The organism is Salmonella sp. SAL4457 (assembly GCF_046548235.1).
In the GTDB taxonomy this organism is placed as follows: Bacteria; Pseudomonadota; Gammaproteobacteria; order Enterobacterales; family Enterobacteriaceae; genus Salmonella; species Salmonella enterica.
The window spans coordinates 300557-317637 of sequence record NZ_JBGDZO010000002.1; the positions used below are offsets into that span (position 1 = coordinate 300557).

Here is a 17081-nt window from a genome sequence, read left to right on the forward strand (position 1 = left end):
GCCATGTTTCGCGTCAACTAAGACCTCGGCCAGAGGGGCTTTGAAAGCTTTGTTTCAACGTGCCTAATCTGCGTCTTCATCAATTTTTTCCTGTTTTTAATCAATGGATTAATTTGCCAATTACGTCTAAAGGCGGCTCACTCCTCATCGCTTTAGCAGCGACCCGGATGATCAAAACCGTAACTGATGTTCTTAGGTTAACGTTGATGCTGATAATAAATTGAGTTCATTAATTCACTAGACAAATTATCAGGGTTGGTTTGCTGTATTTCGGGTGATTATTGAACCAATCATGCGTGACATATACGCTTGCAGCGGGCGTGTTATTCAATAAGATATTGTTTTTCATGTGGTTTAATGATTACGGGTTGTATGGGTGGTATGCCAATTCGTGGCCGATTTTTCTAATCAAAATCACGCTTTTGTGAATCGTAAAATTTATCCTGAGAAGTGCTTTTTGTAACTAATTGATAAATAAATTATTTTTATTCATTGGCTATTAGTCAGCATACCATGATAAAGAATTTGGTGCCATGAGTGTGATCATATTCACGGATTTTGGTATGCTGTTTAAGCAGAATTGGTAAACAAAACAGGAGTGGGAAAAATTCATGGACACCATAGCTCGCCAGTTAGACGCCGCAAGGCACCAATTCAAAACGACTTATTCACGTCAGGGAATGGAAGCCAACATCGTACATATTGGATTTGGCGCCTTTCACCGTGGTCACCAGGCTGTTTATAACGATCTCACGAATGAGATAACCGACAACCGCTGGGGGATTTTTGAACTAAATCTGTTCGGCGATGCGGAGCTGGTGGATGCGCTAAATGCGCAACAGGGGCTGTTTTCAGTGGTGGAAACGTCAGCCAGCGCCATCAATAGTCGCCTGGTTCGTACCGTCACCGGCGCGTTGCATACGCCGAAGTCAGGTATTCAGGCGGCGATCGAGAAGCTGACTGAGCCGCAGGTAAAAATTGTTTCGTTGACGATAACGGAAAAAGGTTACTGCACCGATCCGCGGTCCAGAACGCTCGATCTCAGCCATCCGCTCATCAAACACGATCTTGCCGATCCTGAACATCCCCGGTCAGCACTCGGACTGATCGTCGAAGCGCTACGGATACGCCGCCAGCAAGGGCTTCCCCCGTTTAGTGTACTGTCGTGCGATAACATTCCGGAAAACGGTCATTTGACCAAAACGGCGATCGTTACGTTTGCCGATAATCTCGATCCGCAACTGGCGGCCTGGATAGCGAAGCATGTCACCTTTCCTGGCACCATGGTCGATCGCATCGTGCCGGCAATGACGCCAGAGCAATTTGACATGATTAAAGACCAGATCGGTTTTGCCGATCCCTGCGGCATCGTATGCGAGGATTTCCGTCAGTGGGTTATCGAAGATAATTTCGTTGCCGGTCGTCCTGACTGGGATAAAGCAGGGGCGATGTTCGTCTCGGACGTGCTTCCCTATGAAGAAATGAAACTTCGTATGCTGAATGGCAGCCATTCGTTTCTCGCCTATAACGGCAGCCTGGCTGGATATGAGTTTATCTATCAGTGCATGGAAGACGACGCTTTTAAAACCGCCGTACATCATTTAATGACGGAAGAGCAGGCAAAATCGCTGCGCCCGAATTTGGCGGTAGATGTACATCAATATGCGCAGTTGCTCATTGATCGATTCAGCAACCCGAATATTAAACATAAGACCGGACAGATTGCGATGGACGGTTCTCAGAAGCTGCCTCAGCGGGCCGTCGATCCTTATCTGACGCTCCAGGCGCGCGGCGTTAAGGGCAGGGCGTTAGCGACGCTGATTGCGGGCTGGCTCCATTACGTCATTAATACCCTCTCTCAGGGGCAGAGTGTGGCCGACCCGCTCAATGATACTTTCAATGCGGCTATTAAAAATAAAAACACGCGATGGGAACAAGCGCTGTCTTTGCTGCAGATAAATAGCATCTTTGGAACGCTGGCCGGCGACAACGCAGACTTTTTAAACGACATTCAGCAGGCCTTTAACCATATTGAGTTACATGGCGTCACGGCCACCATTCACCGTTTATCTTCAAAGGGTTAAGTATGAAAACGCTTATCTGTAATAATCCGGGAAATATTGAATACATTGAAAGGGATATTCCTCATTTAAAAGACGATGAAGTACTGTTAAAAATTAAAGCGGTTGGTATTTGCGGCACCGATATCCATGCGTTTGCCGGCCGCCAGCCCTTTTTTGCCTATCCGCGCGTGCTGGGTCATGAAATTTGCGGCGTGGCTGAAATGTTGGGTAAATCGTGCAGCACGGCGAAGGTCGGCCAACGCTATAGCGTTATTCCCTGTATTCCTTGCGGCGCTTGCGCAGCCTGCCGGGAAGGAAAAACCAACTGCTGTGAGAACGTCTCGCTGTATGGTGTTCACCAGGACGGCGGCTTTAGCGAATATCTGGCCGTTCGTGAACAAAATCTGGTTGAACTGTCGGATAACCTCACCGACAGCGCGGGCGCGCTGGTTGAGTGTTTCGCCATCAGCGCCCATGCAGTACGCCGCGCTGACGTGAAGCCGCAGCAAAACATTTTGGTGGTCGGCGCCGGGCCGATTGGGCTGGCCGCCGCCGCGATAGCAAAAGCCAAAGGCGCTCGCGTCGCGGTAGCTGATATTGACGCCGAACGCCGTCGTCTGGTCGCCGAAAAGGTAGGCGTTGCAACGCTCGATCCGTCGTCAGACGACTATATTGATGCGCTGAAAGCCTGTTTCTCCGGTGAATTGGCCGGCACTGTGCTTGATGCCACCGGCAATAAATCCTCCATGAGCCGCGCTGTCGATCTGATTCGTCACGGCGGAAAAATCGTCTTCATCGGGCTGTATATCGGCGAGCTCGTCATTGACGATCCGACCTTCCATAAAAAAGAGACCACGCTATTGAGCAGCCGTAACGCGACGCGGGAAGACTTCGAATGTGTCATTGAGCTAATGGCTCAGGGCGCTATTAGCGAAACAATGATGAAAAACCAGGAATTCGATTTCTATACGTTCGGCAACCAGTACCAGAAGAACGTGGTAGAAAACAAAAAATTGGTTAAAGGCGTTATCAAATTTTAATAGCGGGATAGTTATGTCAACAATATTAGTCAAAGAAAATGAATTGAAAGCGCTGGCGTTTAATAAACTCACCCAGGCGGGTCTTGACGCGCAAACGGCGCAGCAGGTAGCCGACGTTTTGGTTCATGCCGATATCACCGGCGTTCACTCCCACGGCGTTATTCGCGTAGAGCACTATTGTACCCGCCTGAACGCAGGCGGGCTCAATCCAAAAGCAACATTCAGCATCGAACAGATTTCGCCTTCTGTCGCTATTCTGGACTCTGATGATGGAATGGGGCACTGCGCGCTGATAAAGGCGACAGACCACGCTATTAGTCTGGCAAGAGAGACGGGGCTGGGCTTCGTCAGCGTCAAAAATACGTCCCACTGCGGCGCGCTCTCGTGGTTTATTGAGCAGGCGACAAGCCAGGGAATGGTGGCTATCGCCATGACGCAAACGGATACCTGCGTTGCGCCGTATGGCGGCGCGGAGCGCTTTCTGGGGACTAACCCAATCGCCTTCGGCTTCCCCGTTAAAGACAGCCATCCGATGATCGTCGATATGGCGACCAGCGCCATTGCGTTTGGTAAAATTCTGCACGCCAAAGAAACCGGGAAACCAATAGGTCATGGCCTGGCGCTGGATAAAGAGGGACATATCACTACCGATCCGCATAAAATTGAAAATCTGCTGCCCTTTGGCGGACACAAAGGTTCTGGTATTGCCCTGGCGATTGATGCGCTCACGGGCGTCCTGATGGGGGCAAACTTTAGCAACCATATTGTTCGGATGTATGGCGACTATGACAAGATGCGCAAGTTAGCGAGTCTGGTTATCGTTATTGATCCGCAGATGTTGGGCAATCCGCTGTTTTCCTCAATAATGAGCACAATGGTCAATGAGCTAAGGGCTGTAAAACCGATGCCCGGTGTTGATAAAGTGCTGGCGCCAAACGATCCGCAAATCGCCTATAAAGAAAAATGTTTAAAAGAAGGTATTCCTGTGGCTGAGGGTATTTACCAGTACCTGATTGGCTGATAATTATAATCACGACCATTATTTAGGATAACTATAGTATGCTATATGGAAATATAGAGCAGCTTACTTTATTACCTTACGTTAACAACATTATTAAAAAACTTATCATCGAAGCGGTGAAGATAGCTGAAGATCAGCCTGCTGGTAGATATGAACTTTCTTTCCCGGAATCATTTCTTATGATAAGCGAAGGAGAAACACACTCTTCGTTAAACCGCAAAGCTGAACTTCATAAAAAATATATCGATGTTCAGATTTTACTAAGCGGTTATGAGGAGATTGGCTATTCCAACAAAATTGATACCAGGATAAAGGAGCTTGAGCATCTTCCTGATGACATCATCTTTCCTGAATGTGTCGCTAATGAGCAGTTCGTTACATTAAATCCTGGCGATTTCGCGCTTTTTTATCCAAACCAGGTCCACCGTCCGCTTTGTACGCGTGGTAAACCTGCGCCGGTTAAAAAAGCGATTGTGAAAATTCCGGCCACGGCATTTAGCGAGTCAAGCTTGCCCTGTCAGACGAAGGAATAAAGAAAGCGCCAAATGCAATTCAGGAAGAGACCTTCAAGTCATCCTGAATTACAGCCAGAATGAATAAGGTGGCACTTTTCTGACTTCAGAGCCTTTTCGCGTTGAGGCTAATCGCGGAAAGGCTTTTTACGTTCTGTAAAAAGAGGATGCGGGGTCTCCCCGGTAAATAAGTGAAAATGATACAAATCGATTTTGATGTTATTTTTGTTCAATCTGAATAATATGGTCTTTTACACGGAAAGTGATTGGCGAGGTGTTATGAATCATATTTTTAAATTAGCATTTATTTTTATTGTCAATATTATATTTTTAATAAATGCTTCAGCAACAACGATGGACAAAGATAAATTTGTGGAAGCGAATGGTATCAAAATTCATTACGTTGAAGAGGGCGAGGGGCCTCCGCTGCTGTTGATTCATGGTGGTGGTCTGACGGCGAAAAGTTGGCAGGGATTAGCGAAAGAGGCATCTCGATATTTTCGCGTCATCATGCCGGACAGTCGTGGACATGGATTAACCAATAACCCGCAAGGAACGTTTAGCTATGATCTGATGACGGAAGATATGGCGGCTTTTGTTAAAGCGCTGAAGATGGAAAAACCGCTGGTGATGGGTTACAGCGATGGCGGCATGGTCGTTCTGAAGTTAACCAGCCGATACCCGGATCTAGCGCGCGCTGCTATCGTCGGCGGCGCAACGCATCGCTTTGCTACGACCCATTACATGCAGGGGATGGAAATTTTTTATGGTAAAGGAATGCCTCAGGGGCAATTGACGGATCGCGATCTGGATAAAATGGCTTCGGATGCGCCCGGGATGGTTAAATTTTATCAGAACATGCATCATCCAGAGCAAAAAGACTACTGGCGCACGTTCCTCAAAGGTGTCTGGCCAATGTGGACAACGCCCACATCGCTGACGGAAGAAGAGGTGAAAAAAATCCACATTCCGGTGCTATTACTGGACGGCGACCGGGATGAATTTTTCACCGTTGAAGAGGTAACGCAGCTGTACCGGCTGCTGCCTCAGGCGGAGATGACCCTCATTCCCGGTAGCGGTCACGCCATTTTCCAGACGCCAGGAAAAACACCGCTGTTTTACGCATTAGTGCTTGAGTTTTTACAGCGGCAACTCCCTAAGGCCTCTTAACTGACCGCGATGGACGTATGAGCCTACTGATTTGCGCTGGATATATATTTTTTTCGGGCGTTGTCTACTGTACCTGGCTAAACTGACTTCAATAATGCGGTCTGTCAGAGTAAACTTTGAGCCGTAAACAAATTCAAACCCTTCCTCGTCGGGCCTAACGACGCGGGAGGGTTTTTTTATATTGACTAAGAAGAGGTTTTTGCCATGAGCACCTTAGGTCATCAGTACGATAACTCACTGGTTTCTAATGCGTTTGGTTTTTTACGTCTGCCAATGAACTTCCAGCCGTATGACAGCGATGCCGACTGGGTGATCACTGGCGTACCGTTTGATATGGCAACGTCCGGTCGCGCTGGCGGTCGTCATGGCCCGGCGGCGATCCGTCAGGTGTCGACCAACCTCGCCTGGGAACATCACCGTTTCCCGTGGAATTTTGACATGCGCGAGCGCCTGAACGTCGTGGACTGCGGCGATTTGGTGTATGCGTTTGGCGATGCCCGTGAGATGAGTGAAAAATTACAGGCGCACGCTGAAAAACTGCTGTCTGCAGGCAAGCGTATGCTCTCTTTCGGCGGCGACCACTTCGTCACGCTGCCGCTGCTGCGCGCCCACGCGAAACATTTTGGCAAAATGGCGCTGGTACATTTTGATGCGCATACCGATACCTACGCTAACGGCTGCGAATTCGATCACGGCACGATGTTTTACACCGCGCCGAAAGAAGGCCTGATCGATCCGCATCATTCGGTACAGATCGGTATTCGTACTGAGTTTGACAAAGACAATGGCTTTACCGTGCTGGATGCCTGCCAGGTCAACGATCGCGGCGTGGATGATATTCTCGCTCAGGTGAAACAGATCGTCGGCGATATGCCGGTCTATCTGACCTTTGATATCGACTGTCTGGACCCGGCGTTTGCGCCTGGTACCGGTACGCCGGTGATCGGCGGCCTGACCTCCGATCGCGCCATTAAACTGGTACGCGGTCTGAAAGATCTGAACATTGTCGGTATGGATGTAGTGGAAGTCGCGCCGGCTTACGATCAGTCGGAGATCACCGCTCTGGCGGCCGCGACGCTGGCATTAGAAATGCTCTATATCCAGGCGGCGAAGAAAGGCGAGTAAGTTGTTTTGCCGGATGGCGCTGCGCTTATCCGGCCTACAGCTGATTGATGCTTGTAGGCCGGATAAGGCGTCCACGCCGCCATCCGGCACTGTTCGGGGATTATTTGATCCCGTCCGCGCTCATACGATCGCGCACATGCTGTGCGCGTGCGGCGGACGCCGGGTGATCGTCGAACATCGAGCTTTGACGACCCGCTTCCAGTTTTGCCAGTTTCTCAAAGCTGGTGGCAAGTCCTGCCGGACTGATACCGCGTTTGCGCAACAGATCGTAAGAATAATCATCCGCTTCGGACTCCTGACGCTGGGAGAACTGCGAGTTCACCAGTTTTTCGCCAAGATCGCCAAGCTGTGATTGCGACAGGCTGCCGACAACGCCTCCTGCCGATGCCGCCGCGACGCGCACGGCGTTAGTGCCCAGCGCGACCTGCATCCCTTTCTTTACATGACCCAGCGCGACATGGCCCATTTCATGGCCGATCACGGCTTCAACTTCGTTGTCGGTCATCATATCCATCAGTCCGCTGTAGACGCGAATACAACCGTTCGCCATGGCAAACGCGTTGACGTCTTTCGTCTCGTAAACCTTATAGTTCACCGGCTGGCCGTTAATGTTATCCCCCAGCGCAGCGGCAATTTTTGCCAGTCGTTTAGCGTATTCGCTGCTCGCCGGCGCGATTTTCGCTTTGCTGTCGAGCTCTTGACAGGATTGATCGCTCAACGCTTTTACCTGCGCATCGCTTAACGTATAGGCCTGAAAAGCTTCAGCGCCCGAAGAAAGCAGTCCATTAGAGTCCATATTCTGGCAACCGGTCAGCACCGTCGCCATGCCCAAAGCAAGCAGTAAAGCGCGAATTTTCATTTTTCTCTTCCATACGAATTAATATTATTTTGAAATGCGCTCGTTGCAGATGAATTAGCGCCTGGGTTAAGTATAAAGAAAAGCGTGGCAGGCAAGTTAGCTAATTGCGCAACATGCGAGCACGATCCGGAGATTTCTGAAGCGGTAAAAGGATGTTCCATGTACATGACGCGCGGCTTGGGGTAAATTGTTGGCAAATTTTCCGGCGTAGCCCAAAACGCGCTGTCGTCAAGTCGTTACGGGCATGGCCTTTCAACATCCGATCTGGAGTCAAAATGTCCTCACGTAAAGAGCTTGCCAATGCTATTCGTGCGCTGAGCATGGACGCAGTACAGAAAGCCAAATCCGGTCACCCGGGTGCCCCGATGGGTATGGCTGACATTGCCGAAGTCCTGTGGCGTGATTTCCTGAACCACAACCCGACCAACCCGTCCTGGGCCGACCGCGACCGCTTCGTGCTGTCCAATGGCCACGGCTCAATGCTGATTTACAGCCTGCTGCACCTCACCGGTTATGACCTGCCGATGTCCGAACTGCAGAATTTCCGTCAGCTACATTCAAAAACCCCGGGTCACCCGGAAGTGGGCTACACCGCTGGCGTTGAAACCACTACTGGCCCGCTGGGTCAGGGTATTGCCAACGCCGTCGGGATGGCGATTGCCGAGAAAACTCTGGCGGCGCAGTTTAACCGTCCTAGCCACGACATCGTTGACCACTTCACCTACGTCTTTATGGGCGACGGCTGCATGATGGAAGGCATTTCTCACGAAGTGTGCTCTCTGGCTGGTACTCTGAAACTGGGCAAACTGATCGCGTTCTATGATGACAACGGTATCTCTATCGATGGTCACGTTGAAGGCTGGTTCACCGATGACACCGCGAAACGTTTTGAAGCCTACGGCTGGCACGTTATCCGTGGCATTGACGGTCACGATGCCGACGCCATTAAACGCGCCACGGAAGAAGCTCGCGCCGTGACTGACAAACCGTCTCTGCTGATGTGCAAAACCATCATCGGTTTCGGTTCGCCGAACAAACAGGGTACCCACGATTCCCACGGCGCGCCGCTGGGCGACGCGGAAATCGCGCTGACCCGCGAACAGTTGGGCTGGAAATACGCGCCGTTCGAAATCCCGTCTGAAATCTACGCCCAGTGGGATGCGAAAGAAGCCGGCCAGGCGAAAGAGTCTGCATGGAATGAGAAATTCGCGGCTTATGAGAAAGCCTTCCCGCAGGAAGCTGCTGAATTCACTCGTCGTATGAAAGGCGACATGCCGGCTGACTTCGATGCGAAAGCGAATGAATTCATCGCTAAACTGCAGGCTAACCCGGCGAAAATCGCCAGCCGCAAAGCGTCCCAGAATGCCATCGAAGCCTTCGGTCCGCTGTTGCCGGAATTCCTCGGCGGCTCCGCTGACCTGGCACCGTCTAACCTGACCCTGTGGTCCGGTTCGAAAGCGATTAACGAAGATGCCGCAGGTAACTACATTCATTACGGTGTGCGCGAATTCGGTATGACCGCTATCGCCAACGGTATCGCCCTGCACGGCGGTTTCCTGCCGTACACCTCCACCTTCCTGATGTTCGTCGAATATGCCCGTAACGCAGTGCGTATGGCAGCGTTGATGAAACAACGTCAGGTGATGGTGTACACCCACGACTCCATCGGTCTGGGCGAAGATGGCCCGACGCACCAGCCGGTCGAGCAGGTGGCAAGCCTGCGCGTAACGCCGAACATGTCCACATGGCGTCCGTGCGACCAGGTGGAATCCGCGGTGGCGTGGAAATATGGCGTAGAGCGTCAGGATGGCCCAACCGCGCTGATCCTCTCCCGTCAGAACCTGGCGCAGCAGGAACGTACTGAAGAGCAACTGGCGAATATCGCCCGCGGTGGTTACGTACTGAAAGATTGTGTGGGCCAGCCGCAGATTATCTTCATTGCGACCGGTTCAGAGGTTGAGCTGGCGGTTGCCGCTTACGAAAAACTGACTGCCGAAGGCGTGAAGGCGCGCGTGGTTTCCATGCCGTCCACCGACGCGTTCGACAAGCAGGATGCGGCTTACCGTGAATCCGTGCTGCCGAAGGCGGTCTCTGCGCGTGTGGCGATTGAAGCGGGTATCGCTGACTACTGGTTCAAATACGTCGGCCTGAACGGCGCTATTGTCGGGATGACCACCTTCGGTGAATCCGCCCCGGCAGAGCTGTTGTTTGAAGAGTTTGGCTTCACGGTGGACAACGTGATCGCCAAAGCGAAAGCACTGCTGTAATCCTTAATACGGCATAAAACGGGTCGCTTCGGCGACCCGTTTTTTATTCTCCCTTTGACAACCTGCCGTTTTCCAGCCGTACCACCCGTGAAAAATGACGCCGGGTAAACGCAGCGTCATGGCTAATCGCCACGACGCTGGTTCCCCGTGCCCGGCATGTCGCCAGCCAGTGTTCAAATACGGTTAGCCAGTGGGCGTCAAAATCCCGGCTGGGTTCATCCAGCAATAACACAGGCGGCGCCATCGCCTCCAGACTGGCGACCGCCACCATCCGGCGCTGTGCGGCGTGCAGATCAAGCGGGTGCGCCTCGGCGACGTCCGTTAGCTGGCATAACCGCAGCGCGGCCTGCGTGCGCCGTGAAATTTCCTCTGCCGATAAGCGTTGTAGTTTCAGCCCAAAAGCGACCTCTTGCGCGACATTGCTGTGGAAAATCTGGTTTTCCGCTTCCTGAAAGAGTACGCCGATAGCGGCGGCGCGTTGACGATTTTTAAGCTGCGCAATCGGCTCTCCATTAAGCGTTACCGAGCCGGAAGTGGGGGAAAGCAGGCCGGCCATAATCCGTAACAGTGTTGATTTTCCCGCGCCGTTATCGCCGGTCAACGCCAGCCATTCGCCGTCACGAAGTTCAAGCGAGATAGCGTGCAGACAGTCGGCTGCGGCATCCGGCCAGCGATAAGCGACCTGATTTAACGTCAACATAATGGGGTTAGCGCTCCGTCGCGCAATTGCCATACCCGCTGGCATCGCGTCAGAAAAGGAAAATGGTTACGCTCAAAAAGCACAATGAGAGAATGACGTTCCAGCGCCCACTGTTGTAGCCGTTCCAGCAGCATCCCGGTGGCCGCTGACGTCAGCCGACTGAAGGCTTCATCAAGAATTAACAGTCTGGGCTGCATGGCAAGCGCGCTGGCAATTACTACCCGCTGCGTTTCGCCGCCGGAGAGCGTGCCGGGATGGCGATGGCGTAACGACTGGCAGTTTGTCAGGGTCAGCGCCTCGTCAATGCGCCGTAGAATTTCCGCTTCATGGAGGCCGAGATTCTCCGGGCCAAACGCCACCTCTTCCTCTACGCTAAAGGTACAGCCGGAAAGCTGTAAATAAGGCGATTGCTGCACCAACTGGATGGTGGGCGACTGTTCTACCAGCGGGAGCTGCCCGATAGGGACGCCAAGCAGTAAGCCTGTGCCGTCAATATCACCGGGAAGATAATCCGGATACCAGCCAGCCATCAGTTGCGCCAGCGTACTTTTTCCGCTGCCGTTATCGCCGACTATCGCCACTATTCCGGGTGTTGAATAGTGGAAATCAAAACATGCCGGCGGGCGTGTCGCATCGGACGGAAGATAACGAAACTGCTCTAACGTAACCATATCCACACTCCCGCTTCCGCCAGTATTAGCAGTACCATGCCATACCGCGCAACCCGTTGTAACATGCTATCTTTCGGCGCCCACAGCGTGGTTCGGGCTCGATGCAGCCGAAACCCCCGCATATCCAACGCCGCGCCGCGTATTGTCAGATCGTTAAGCGCATTTTGCGTAAGCGGCACGATCAGCGCAGGCATTGCCCGTAGCCGCTGATACCAGCCTTCATCCAGCGGTACGCCACGCGCGCGCTGGGCTTCATGAACGATCGTCAGTTGTCGTTTGAGCTGTTCGACGACCAGCAGAGGGCCAGCGAACAGGTAAGCGATGCCGGGCGGCAGACGTGAAGCGAACAGGGCGCGAATAAACCGCTGAACCGGCACATACTGCATCCATAGCTGCGACGTCGACACGATCGCCAGCAGACGTAGCCATAGCGTAACGGCATATATCCAGCGCTGCGGATCGCGAGGCTGCCCGCTTATCCATTCCGTTAGCCAACCGCCATGTACCAGCCATAGCCCAAATCCTAAAGACAGCATCAGCCAGGCGACATACTTCGCCCGCCGCCGCGTTGATTTCAGCGCCAGCAGACAGAGGAAGGCCGCCGCGCTATAAACCGGGAGCACGGTCTGCGCAGGGAGTAGCAGCGTGGTGCAGGCCGCCAGCGCCCATAAGGTTAACGAGGTAAACGGATGCATTTAGCGTACGGCTGACATCGCAGGAAAATGCCGTGTCGTACGTAACGGTAGCTGACGCAGCAGCACCCAAACGATGATCGCCGTCAGAATTTTATCGACCAGATTAGCGCCTATGACGGTAATCGCGACTGACTCCACCAGGTTTTGGCCCATTGAATGCATCCAGGCGACGAACAAATCAGCGCCGCTGCCGGTAACGCCGCCAAAAAGTGCGGTACGAAGCGGTACGGCGACCAGCGTCACCGCTAACGTAATGACGACCCCGCTGACGATCACTTTGGGCAGGGTACGAAACCAGCCTGCGCGCGCCAGCCACCCGGCGACCAGACCGATAACCATCGCTACCGGGGCAAACGCGGCAGCGATAGGATCGGTAAGCAGCCCCCACAGCAAGTTGGTCAGAAGCCCAGTCAACATGCCGATGAACGGCCCTAACAGTACCGCGCTAATTAAGGTGCCGATCGAGTCGAGAAAAATAGGCAGCTTCAACATGCTAATAAGCTGTCCGCCAATCATATTGATGGCAATAGCGATGACAATCAGCACCAGAGACTGGCTGGAAAACGGGCGACGCGCCATAAAGTACCTCTTAAAGAGTCGTCAATTAACGGGAAGAAATATGCAGTTCGTCATAACCGGAAATGGCGCACGGTTGACGGCTGAACGTCAGCGCTGGCAGCTCGCCGATAACCAGCTCCAGCGTGGTACGCACGGTACACCCTGGCATCATATGGCCGCCGAGCATGGCCCCGTAGGGATCCGATACCGCGAGATGCAGATGCTCGCCGGTCAATTCAAGCGTGCCGTTTAGCGAGATAACTTCAAACGTGCCGGTGAGCGATGTGGTCGCCTTTTGCCCGGCATAACGCAGCGCAACGTCGGTCAGACTGCCGGTACACCCTGCAATCCAGGCGGCATGTAATTGGTTCTGTTGCACAAAGGCGTGTAATTGGGAAAACACTTCCTGGCCGGGAAGCAGACGAAGCGCGTAAAAGCGCGCTGTAGAGGCATTGTGGTGAGATACAGTCATCGTTACAGGACTCCGAGACTCGGACGTGGCGCTGATAATATAGACGCTGGCGACAGCGCTTTCTGATATAAATCAGTATTTGTGACGCGACGATGAAAAGATCTGACGGATGTACTGGTGATTCTTAAATATGGAATAAATTGCAGCGTAAGCGGCCATGAAATGTGATGCAGGTCAGATAACTGTCTTCTTCGACTGGACAAACATTCCTTTTATTCCCCGTTTCGCTTATTCTAGCTGAAGCGTTTCAGTTAATTAAATGTTCGACAATTAACCAATCAGTCGCAGTTTGCGACAGGTGAGGTTTTACTCGACAATGAGCTGCATTACTCTGTCAGCCTCATCTGAATCGGGATAGCCTTGCAGGAGACCTATGACCGTACGCATAGCGATTAATGGCTTTGGTCGCATCGGGCGTAACGTGGTTCGTGCTTTGTATGAATCCGGACGTCGGGCGGAAATTACCGTGGTGGCCATCAACGAGCTGGCGGATGCCGCAGGCATGGCGCATTTGTTGAAATACGATACCAGCCACGGGCGTTTTGCATGGGAGGTTCGCCACGAGCGCGAGCAGCTTTTTGTCGGCGACGATGTCATTCGTATTCTGCATGAACGAACGCTGGCGGATCTGCCGTGGCGCGAACTGGGCGTGGATGTCGTGTTGGATTGTACGGGCGTATATGGCAACCGGGAGCATGGCGAGGCGCATATTGCCGCTGGCGCGAAGAAAGTGCTCTTTTCTCATCCGGGCAGCAACGATCTTGACGCCACCGTCGTTTTTGGCGTGAACCAGAATCAACTGCGTGCGGAACATCGTATTGTCTCAAACGCATCCTGTACCACGAATTGCATAATTCCCGTCATTAAATTGTTGGATGATGCTTACGGCATCGAGTCTGGTACCGTCACGACGATCCACTCCGCGATGAACGATCAGCAGGTGATCGACGCGTATCACTCCGATCTGCGGCGCACGCGCGCGGCCAGCCAGTCGATTATCCCGGTAGATACAAAACTGGCGGCAGGCATTACGCGTATATTCCCGCAGTTTAACGACCGTTTTGAGGCGATTGCGGTGCGCGTTCCAACCATTAATGTGACGGCGATCGATTTAAGCGTAACGGTGAAAAAACCAGTAAAAGCCAGTGAAGTCAACCAGTTGCTGCAAAAAGCAGCACAAGGTGCATTTCATGGTATAGTTGACTATACGGAATCACCGTTGGTCTCGATAGATTTTAACCACGACCCGCACAGCGCCATTGTTGATGGCACGCAAACCCGGGTCAGTGGCGCCCACCTGATCAAGACGCTGGTCTGGTGCGATAATGAATGGGGCTTTGCTAACAGGATGCTCGACACCACGTTAGCGATGGCCGCAGTTGGTTTCAGGCTCGACGCGTCAGCGTCGACAAAACTTTAAGCATCATTGAGAGGATTCACCATGTCTGTAATTAAGATGACCGATCTGGATCTGGCCGGGAAACGCGTTTTTATCCGTGCGGATCTGAACGTACCTGTTAAAGAAGGGAAAGTGACCAGCGACGCGCGTATCCGCGCTTCTCTGCCGACCATCGAACTGGCTCTGAAACAGGGCGCGAAAGTGATGGTAACTTCCCACCTGGGTCGTCCTACCGAAGGCGAGTACAACGAAGAATTCTCTCTGCTGCCGGTTGTTAACTACCTGAAAGACAAACTGTCTAACCCGGTTCGCCTGGTCAAAGATTACCTGGACGGCGTTGACGTGGCCGAAGGTGAGCTGGTGGTTCTGGAAAACGTTCGCTTTAACAAAGGCGAAAAGAAAGACGACGAAGCGCTGTCTAAAAAATATGCCGCCCTGTGTGACGTATTCGTGATGGACGCCTTTGGTACCGCGCACCGCGCGCAGGCTTCTACCCACGGTATCGGCAAATTTGCTGATGTTGCGTGCGCAGGCCCGCTGCTGGCCGCTGAACTGGATGCGCTGGGTAAAGCGCTGAAAGAACCGGCTCGTCCGATGGTGGCTATCGTTGGTGGTTCTAAAGTATCTACCAAACTGACCGTTCTGGATTCCCTGTCTAAAATCGCTGACCAGCTGATTGTCGGCGGCGGTATCGCCAACACCTTCGTTGCCGCTCAGGGCCACAGTGTCGGTAAATCCCTGTACGAAGCTGACCTGGTTGACGAAGCAAAACGTCTGCTGACCACTTGCGATATCCCGGTTCCGACCGATGTTCGCGTTGCCACCGAGTTCTCCGAAACCGCACCGGCGACTCTGAAATCCGTTAACGACGTGAAAGAAGACGAGCAGATCCTGGATATCGGCGATGCTTCCGCTCAGCAGCTGGCTGAAATCCTCAAGAATGCCAAAACCATTCTGTGGAACGGCCCGGTTGGCGTGTTTGAGTTCCCGAACTTCCGTAAAGGGACTGAAATCGTGGCGAATGCCATCGCTGATAGCGAAGCGTTTTCCATCGCTGGCGGCGGCGACACCCTGGCGGCAATCGACCTGTTCGGCATTGCTGACAAAATTTCCTACATTTCTACTGGCGGCGGCGCATTCCTCGAATTCGTGGAAGGTAAAGTTCTGCCAGCCGTAGCGATGCTCGAAGAGCGCGCTAAGAAGTAATCGTTACGGGCAGGGGATTCCTGCCCGTTGATTTATCGCCGATCTGACATTCAGGGCGGCCCGTGTTTTTTCCCAAAGCCCGACGATACAGGACAACGAAACATGTCTAAAATTTTTGATTTCGTAAAACCAGGCGTGATCACTGGTGATGACGTACAGAAAGTGTTCCAGGTAGCAAAAGAAAACAATTTTGCTCTGCCGGCAGTTAACTGCGTGGGCACTGATTCCATCAACGCTGTTCTGGAAACCGCTGCAAAAGTTAAAGCACCGGTCATCGTTCAGTTCTCCAACGGCGGCGCGTCCTTCATCGCGGGTAAAGGCGTGAAAACTGACGTACCTCAGGGCGCGGCAATCCTGGGCGCTATCTCTGGCGCGCATCACGTTCACCAGATGGCTGAACACTACGGCGTGCCGGTTATCCTGCACACTGACCACTGCGCGAAGAAACTGCTGCCGTGGATCGATGGCCTGCTGGACGCGGGTGAAAAACACTTTGCGGCTACCGGTAAACCGCTGTTCTCTTCTCACATGATTGACCTGTCTGAAGAGTCTCTGCACGAAAACATCGAAATCTGCTCCAAATACCTGGCGCGCATGTCCAAAATTGGCATGACTCTGGAAATCGAACTGGGTTGCACCGGTGGCGAAGAAGACGGCGTGGACAACAGCCACATGGACGCTTCTGCCCTGTACACCCAGCCGGAAGACGTTGATTACGCGTACACTGAACTGAGCAAAATCAGCCCGCGTTTCACCATTGCCGCTTCCTTCGGTAACGTACACGGCGTTTACAAGCCGGGTAACGTGGTTCTGACCCCGACTATTCTGCGTGATTCTCAGGACTATGTTTCTAAGAAACACAACCTGCCGCACAACAGCCTGAACTTCGTTTTCCACGGCGGTTCCGGTTCTACTGCTCAGGAAATCAAAGACTCCGTAAGCTACGGCGTAGTGAAAATGAACATCGATACCGATACCCAATGGGCAACCTGGGAAGGTGTTCTGAACTACTACAAAGAAAACGAAGCGTATCTGCAAGGTCAGCTGGGCAACCCGAAAGGCGAAGATCAGCCGAACAAGAAATACTATGACCCGCGCGTATGGCTGCGTGCTGGCCAGACTTCGATGATCGCTCGTCTGGAAAAAGCATTTAAAGAACTGAACGCGATTGACGTTCTGTAATATAGTCTGCTGATTGAAATGGCTTCCCTCGGGAAGCCATTTTTTTATCGTTATTTCCGGAGAGCGGCGTTAGTTAGCGCTTTCATCCGGCCAACTCACAATGTACCTGCCTTTTTTGGGATGATGCCGAAAAATGGCATA

At 52.5% G+C, this 17081-nt stretch carries 16 protein-coding genes; 10 read left to right on the forward strand and 6 right to left on the reverse strand.

What is annotated here, in order from left to right; genetic code table 11:
• The first annotated feature begins 611 nt into the window (after positions 1 to 611).
• The 6 genes from ACLJNW_RS09070 (at position 612) to speB (ending at position 6931) form a co-directional block, all read left to right on the forward strand.
• On the forward strand, positions 612 to 2084 hold the full coding sequence (locus ACLJNW_RS09070; protein WP_024154699.1) for a mannitol dehydrogenase family protein: 1473 nt from the start codon (positions 612 to 614) through the stop codon (positions 2082 to 2084).
• Positions 2085 to 2086: 2 nt separating this feature from the next.
• A complete protein-coding gene (locus ACLJNW_RS09075) occupies positions 2087 to 3103 on the forward strand; it encodes a zinc-binding alcohol dehydrogenase family protein (protein ID WP_000853911.1) in 1017 nt (338 codons plus the stop codon).
• A 13-nt stretch (positions 3104 to 3116) separates the two neighbouring features.
• Entirely contained in the window at positions 3117 to 4124 is a 1008-nt protein-coding gene (locus ACLJNW_RS09080) for an Ldh family oxidoreductase (RefSeq protein WP_000104231.1), read from the forward strand.
• Between the two features lie 38 nt (positions 4125 to 4162).
• Complete coding sequence (locus ACLJNW_RS09085; RefSeq protein ID WP_000965541.1) at positions 4163 to 4657, forward strand: YhcH/YjgK/YiaL family protein; 495 nt, start codon at positions 4163 to 4165, stop codon at positions 4655 to 4657.
• A gap of 192 nt (positions 4658 to 4849) precedes the next feature.
• Positions 4850 to 5806, forward strand: a complete 957-nt coding sequence (locus tag ACLJNW_RS09090; protein WP_077910372.1) for an alpha/beta fold hydrolase — start codon at positions 4850 to 4852, stop codon at positions 5804 to 5806.
• A 204-nt stretch (positions 5807 to 6010) separates the two neighbouring features.
• The gene (gene speB, locus ACLJNW_RS09095) at positions 6011 to 6931 is read left to right on the forward strand and encodes an agmatinase (protein WP_000105550.1); all 921 of its coding nucleotides are present in this window, start codon (positions 6011 to 6013) and stop codon (positions 6929 to 6931) included.
• A 100-nt stretch (positions 6932 to 7031) separates the two neighbouring features.
• On the opposite strand, the gene ACLJNW_RS09100 is transcribed toward speB, so the two are convergent.
• The gene (locus tag ACLJNW_RS09100) at positions 7032 to 7790 is read right to left on the reverse strand and encodes a M48 family metallopeptidase (RefSeq protein ID WP_000701824.1); all 759 of its coding nucleotides are present in this window, start codon (positions 7788 to 7790) and stop codon (positions 7032 to 7034) included.
• Positions 7791 to 8065: 275 nt separating this feature from the next.
• Between ACLJNW_RS09100 and tkt the strand changes: the two genes are divergently transcribed.
• Positions 8066 to 10057 (forward strand): transketolase, encoded by a 1992-nt coding sequence (gene tkt, locus ACLJNW_RS09105; RefSeq protein WP_024154701.1) that lies wholly within the window; start codon positions 8066 to 8068, stop codon positions 10055 to 10057.
• Between the two features lie 43 nt (positions 10058 to 10100).
• On the opposite strand, the gene ACLJNW_RS09110 is transcribed toward tkt, so the two are convergent.
• The 5 genes from ACLJNW_RS09110 to ACLJNW_RS09130 are packed head-to-tail and all read right to left on the reverse strand — an operon-like array spanning position 10101 to position 13153.
• The gene (locus tag ACLJNW_RS09110; RefSeq protein WP_000956925.1) at positions 10101 to 10757 is read right to left on the reverse strand and encodes an ABC transporter ATP-binding protein; all 657 of its coding nucleotides are present in this window, start codon (positions 10755 to 10757) and stop codon (positions 10101 to 10103) included.
• Positions 10751 to 11428: an ABC transporter ATP-binding protein gene (locus ACLJNW_RS09115; protein ID WP_001524843.1), complete on the reverse strand. Its 678-nt coding sequence runs from the start codon at positions 11426 to 11428 to the stop codon at positions 10751 to 10753. Before ACLJNW_RS09115 ends, ACLJNW_RS09110 begins: the two co-directional genes overlap by 7 nt.
• Entirely contained in the window at positions 11416 to 12123 is a 708-nt protein-coding gene (locus ACLJNW_RS09120; RefSeq protein WP_020839035.1) for an energy-coupling factor transporter transmembrane component T, read from the reverse strand. Before ACLJNW_RS09120 ends, ACLJNW_RS09115 begins: the two co-directional genes overlap by 13 nt.
• Positions 12124 to 12702, reverse strand: coding sequence for an ECF transporter S component (locus ACLJNW_RS09125; protein ID WP_000124001.1), 579 nt, complete (start codon positions 12700 to 12702; stop codon positions 12124 to 12126).
• A 25-nt stretch (positions 12703 to 12727) separates the two neighbouring features.
• Positions 12728 to 13153 carry a PPC domain-containing DNA-binding protein gene (locus tag ACLJNW_RS09130; protein ID WP_024154702.1) on the reverse strand — a complete coding sequence of 142 codons (426 nt, stop codon included), beginning with the start codon at positions 13151 to 13153 and terminating at the stop codon, positions 12728 to 12730.
• A gap of 373 nt (positions 13154 to 13526) precedes the next feature.
• Between ACLJNW_RS09130 and epd the strand changes: the two genes are divergently transcribed.
• The 3 genes from epd to fbaA all read left to right on the forward strand — a co-directional run bounded on the left by epd (position 13527) and on the right by fbaA (position 16940).
• On the forward strand, positions 13527 to 14573 hold the full coding sequence (gene epd / locus ACLJNW_RS09135; RefSeq protein ID WP_000218338.1) for an erythrose-4-phosphate dehydrogenase: 1047 nt from the start codon (positions 13527 to 13529) through the stop codon (positions 14571 to 14573).
• A gap of 21 nt (positions 14574 to 14594) precedes the next feature.
• A complete protein-coding gene (gene pgk, locus ACLJNW_RS09140) occupies positions 14595 to 15758 on the forward strand; it encodes a phosphoglycerate kinase (RefSeq protein WP_000111274.1) in 1164 nt (387 codons plus the stop codon).
• Between the two features lie 102 nt (positions 15759 to 15860).
• On the forward strand, positions 15861 to 16940 hold the full coding sequence (fbaA, locus tag ACLJNW_RS09145; protein WP_000034386.1) for a class II fructose-bisphosphate aldolase: 1080 nt from the start codon (positions 15861 to 15863) through the stop codon (positions 16938 to 16940).
• Positions 16941 to 17081 lie beyond the last annotated feature (141 nt).

Excerpts from the sequence above, each read along its gene's own strand:
- fbaA (WP_000034386.1), top strand. The coding sequence starts at position 15,861 with ATGTCTAAAATTTTTGATTTCGTAAAACCAGGCGTGATCACTGGTGAT.
- ACLJNW_RS09070 (WP_024154699.1), top strand. The coding sequence starts at position 612 with ATGGACACCATAGCTCGCCAGTTAGACGCCGCAAGGCACCAATTCAAA.
- ACLJNW_RS09130 (WP_024154702.1), bottom strand. The coding sequence starts at position 13,153 with ATGACTGTATCTCACCACAATGCCTCTACAGCGCGCTTTTACGCGCTT.
- tkt (WP_024154701.1), top strand. The coding sequence starts at position 8,066 with ATGTCCTCACGTAAAGAGCTTGCCAATGCTATTCGTGCGCTGAGCATG.
- ACLJNW_RS09100 (WP_000701824.1), bottom strand. The coding sequence starts at position 7,790 with ATGAAAATTCGCGCTTTACTGCTTGCTTTGGGCATGGCGACGGTGCTG.
- ACLJNW_RS09125 (WP_000124001.1), bottom strand. The coding sequence starts at position 12,702 with ATGGCGCGTCGCCCGTTTTCCAGCCAGTCTCTGGTGCTGATTGTCATC.
- epd (WP_000218338.1), top strand. The coding sequence starts at position 13,527 with ATGACCGTACGCATAGCGATTAATGGCTTTGGTCGCATCGGGCGTAAC.
- pgk (WP_000111274.1), top strand. The coding sequence starts at position 14,595 with ATGTCTGTAATTAAGATGACCGATCTGGATCTGGCCGGGAAACGCGTT.
- ACLJNW_RS09085 (WP_000965541.1), top strand. The coding sequence starts at position 4,163 with ATGCTATATGGAAATATAGAGCAGCTTACTTTATTACCTTACGTTAAC.
- ACLJNW_RS09115 (WP_001524843.1), bottom strand. The coding sequence starts at position 11,428 with ATGGTTACGTTAGAGCAGTTTCGTTATCTTCCGTCCGATGCGACACGC.
- ACLJNW_RS09120 (WP_020839035.1), bottom strand. The coding sequence starts at position 12,123 with ATGCATCCGTTTACCTCGTTAACCTTATGGGCGCTGGCGGCCTGCACC.
- ACLJNW_RS09110 (WP_000956925.1), bottom strand. The coding sequence starts at position 10,757 with ATGTTGACGTTAAATCAGGTCGCTTATCGCTGGCCGGATGCCGCAGCC.
- ACLJNW_RS09075 (WP_000853911.1), top strand. The coding sequence starts at position 2,087 with ATGAAAACGCTTATCTGTAATAATCCGGGAAATATTGAATACATTGAA.
- speB (WP_000105550.1), top strand. The coding sequence starts at position 6,011 with ATGAGCACCTTAGGTCATCAGTACGATAACTCACTGGTTTCTAATGCG.
- ACLJNW_RS09080 (WP_000104231.1), top strand. The coding sequence starts at position 3,117 with ATGTCAACAATATTAGTCAAAGAAAATGAATTGAAAGCGCTGGCGTTT.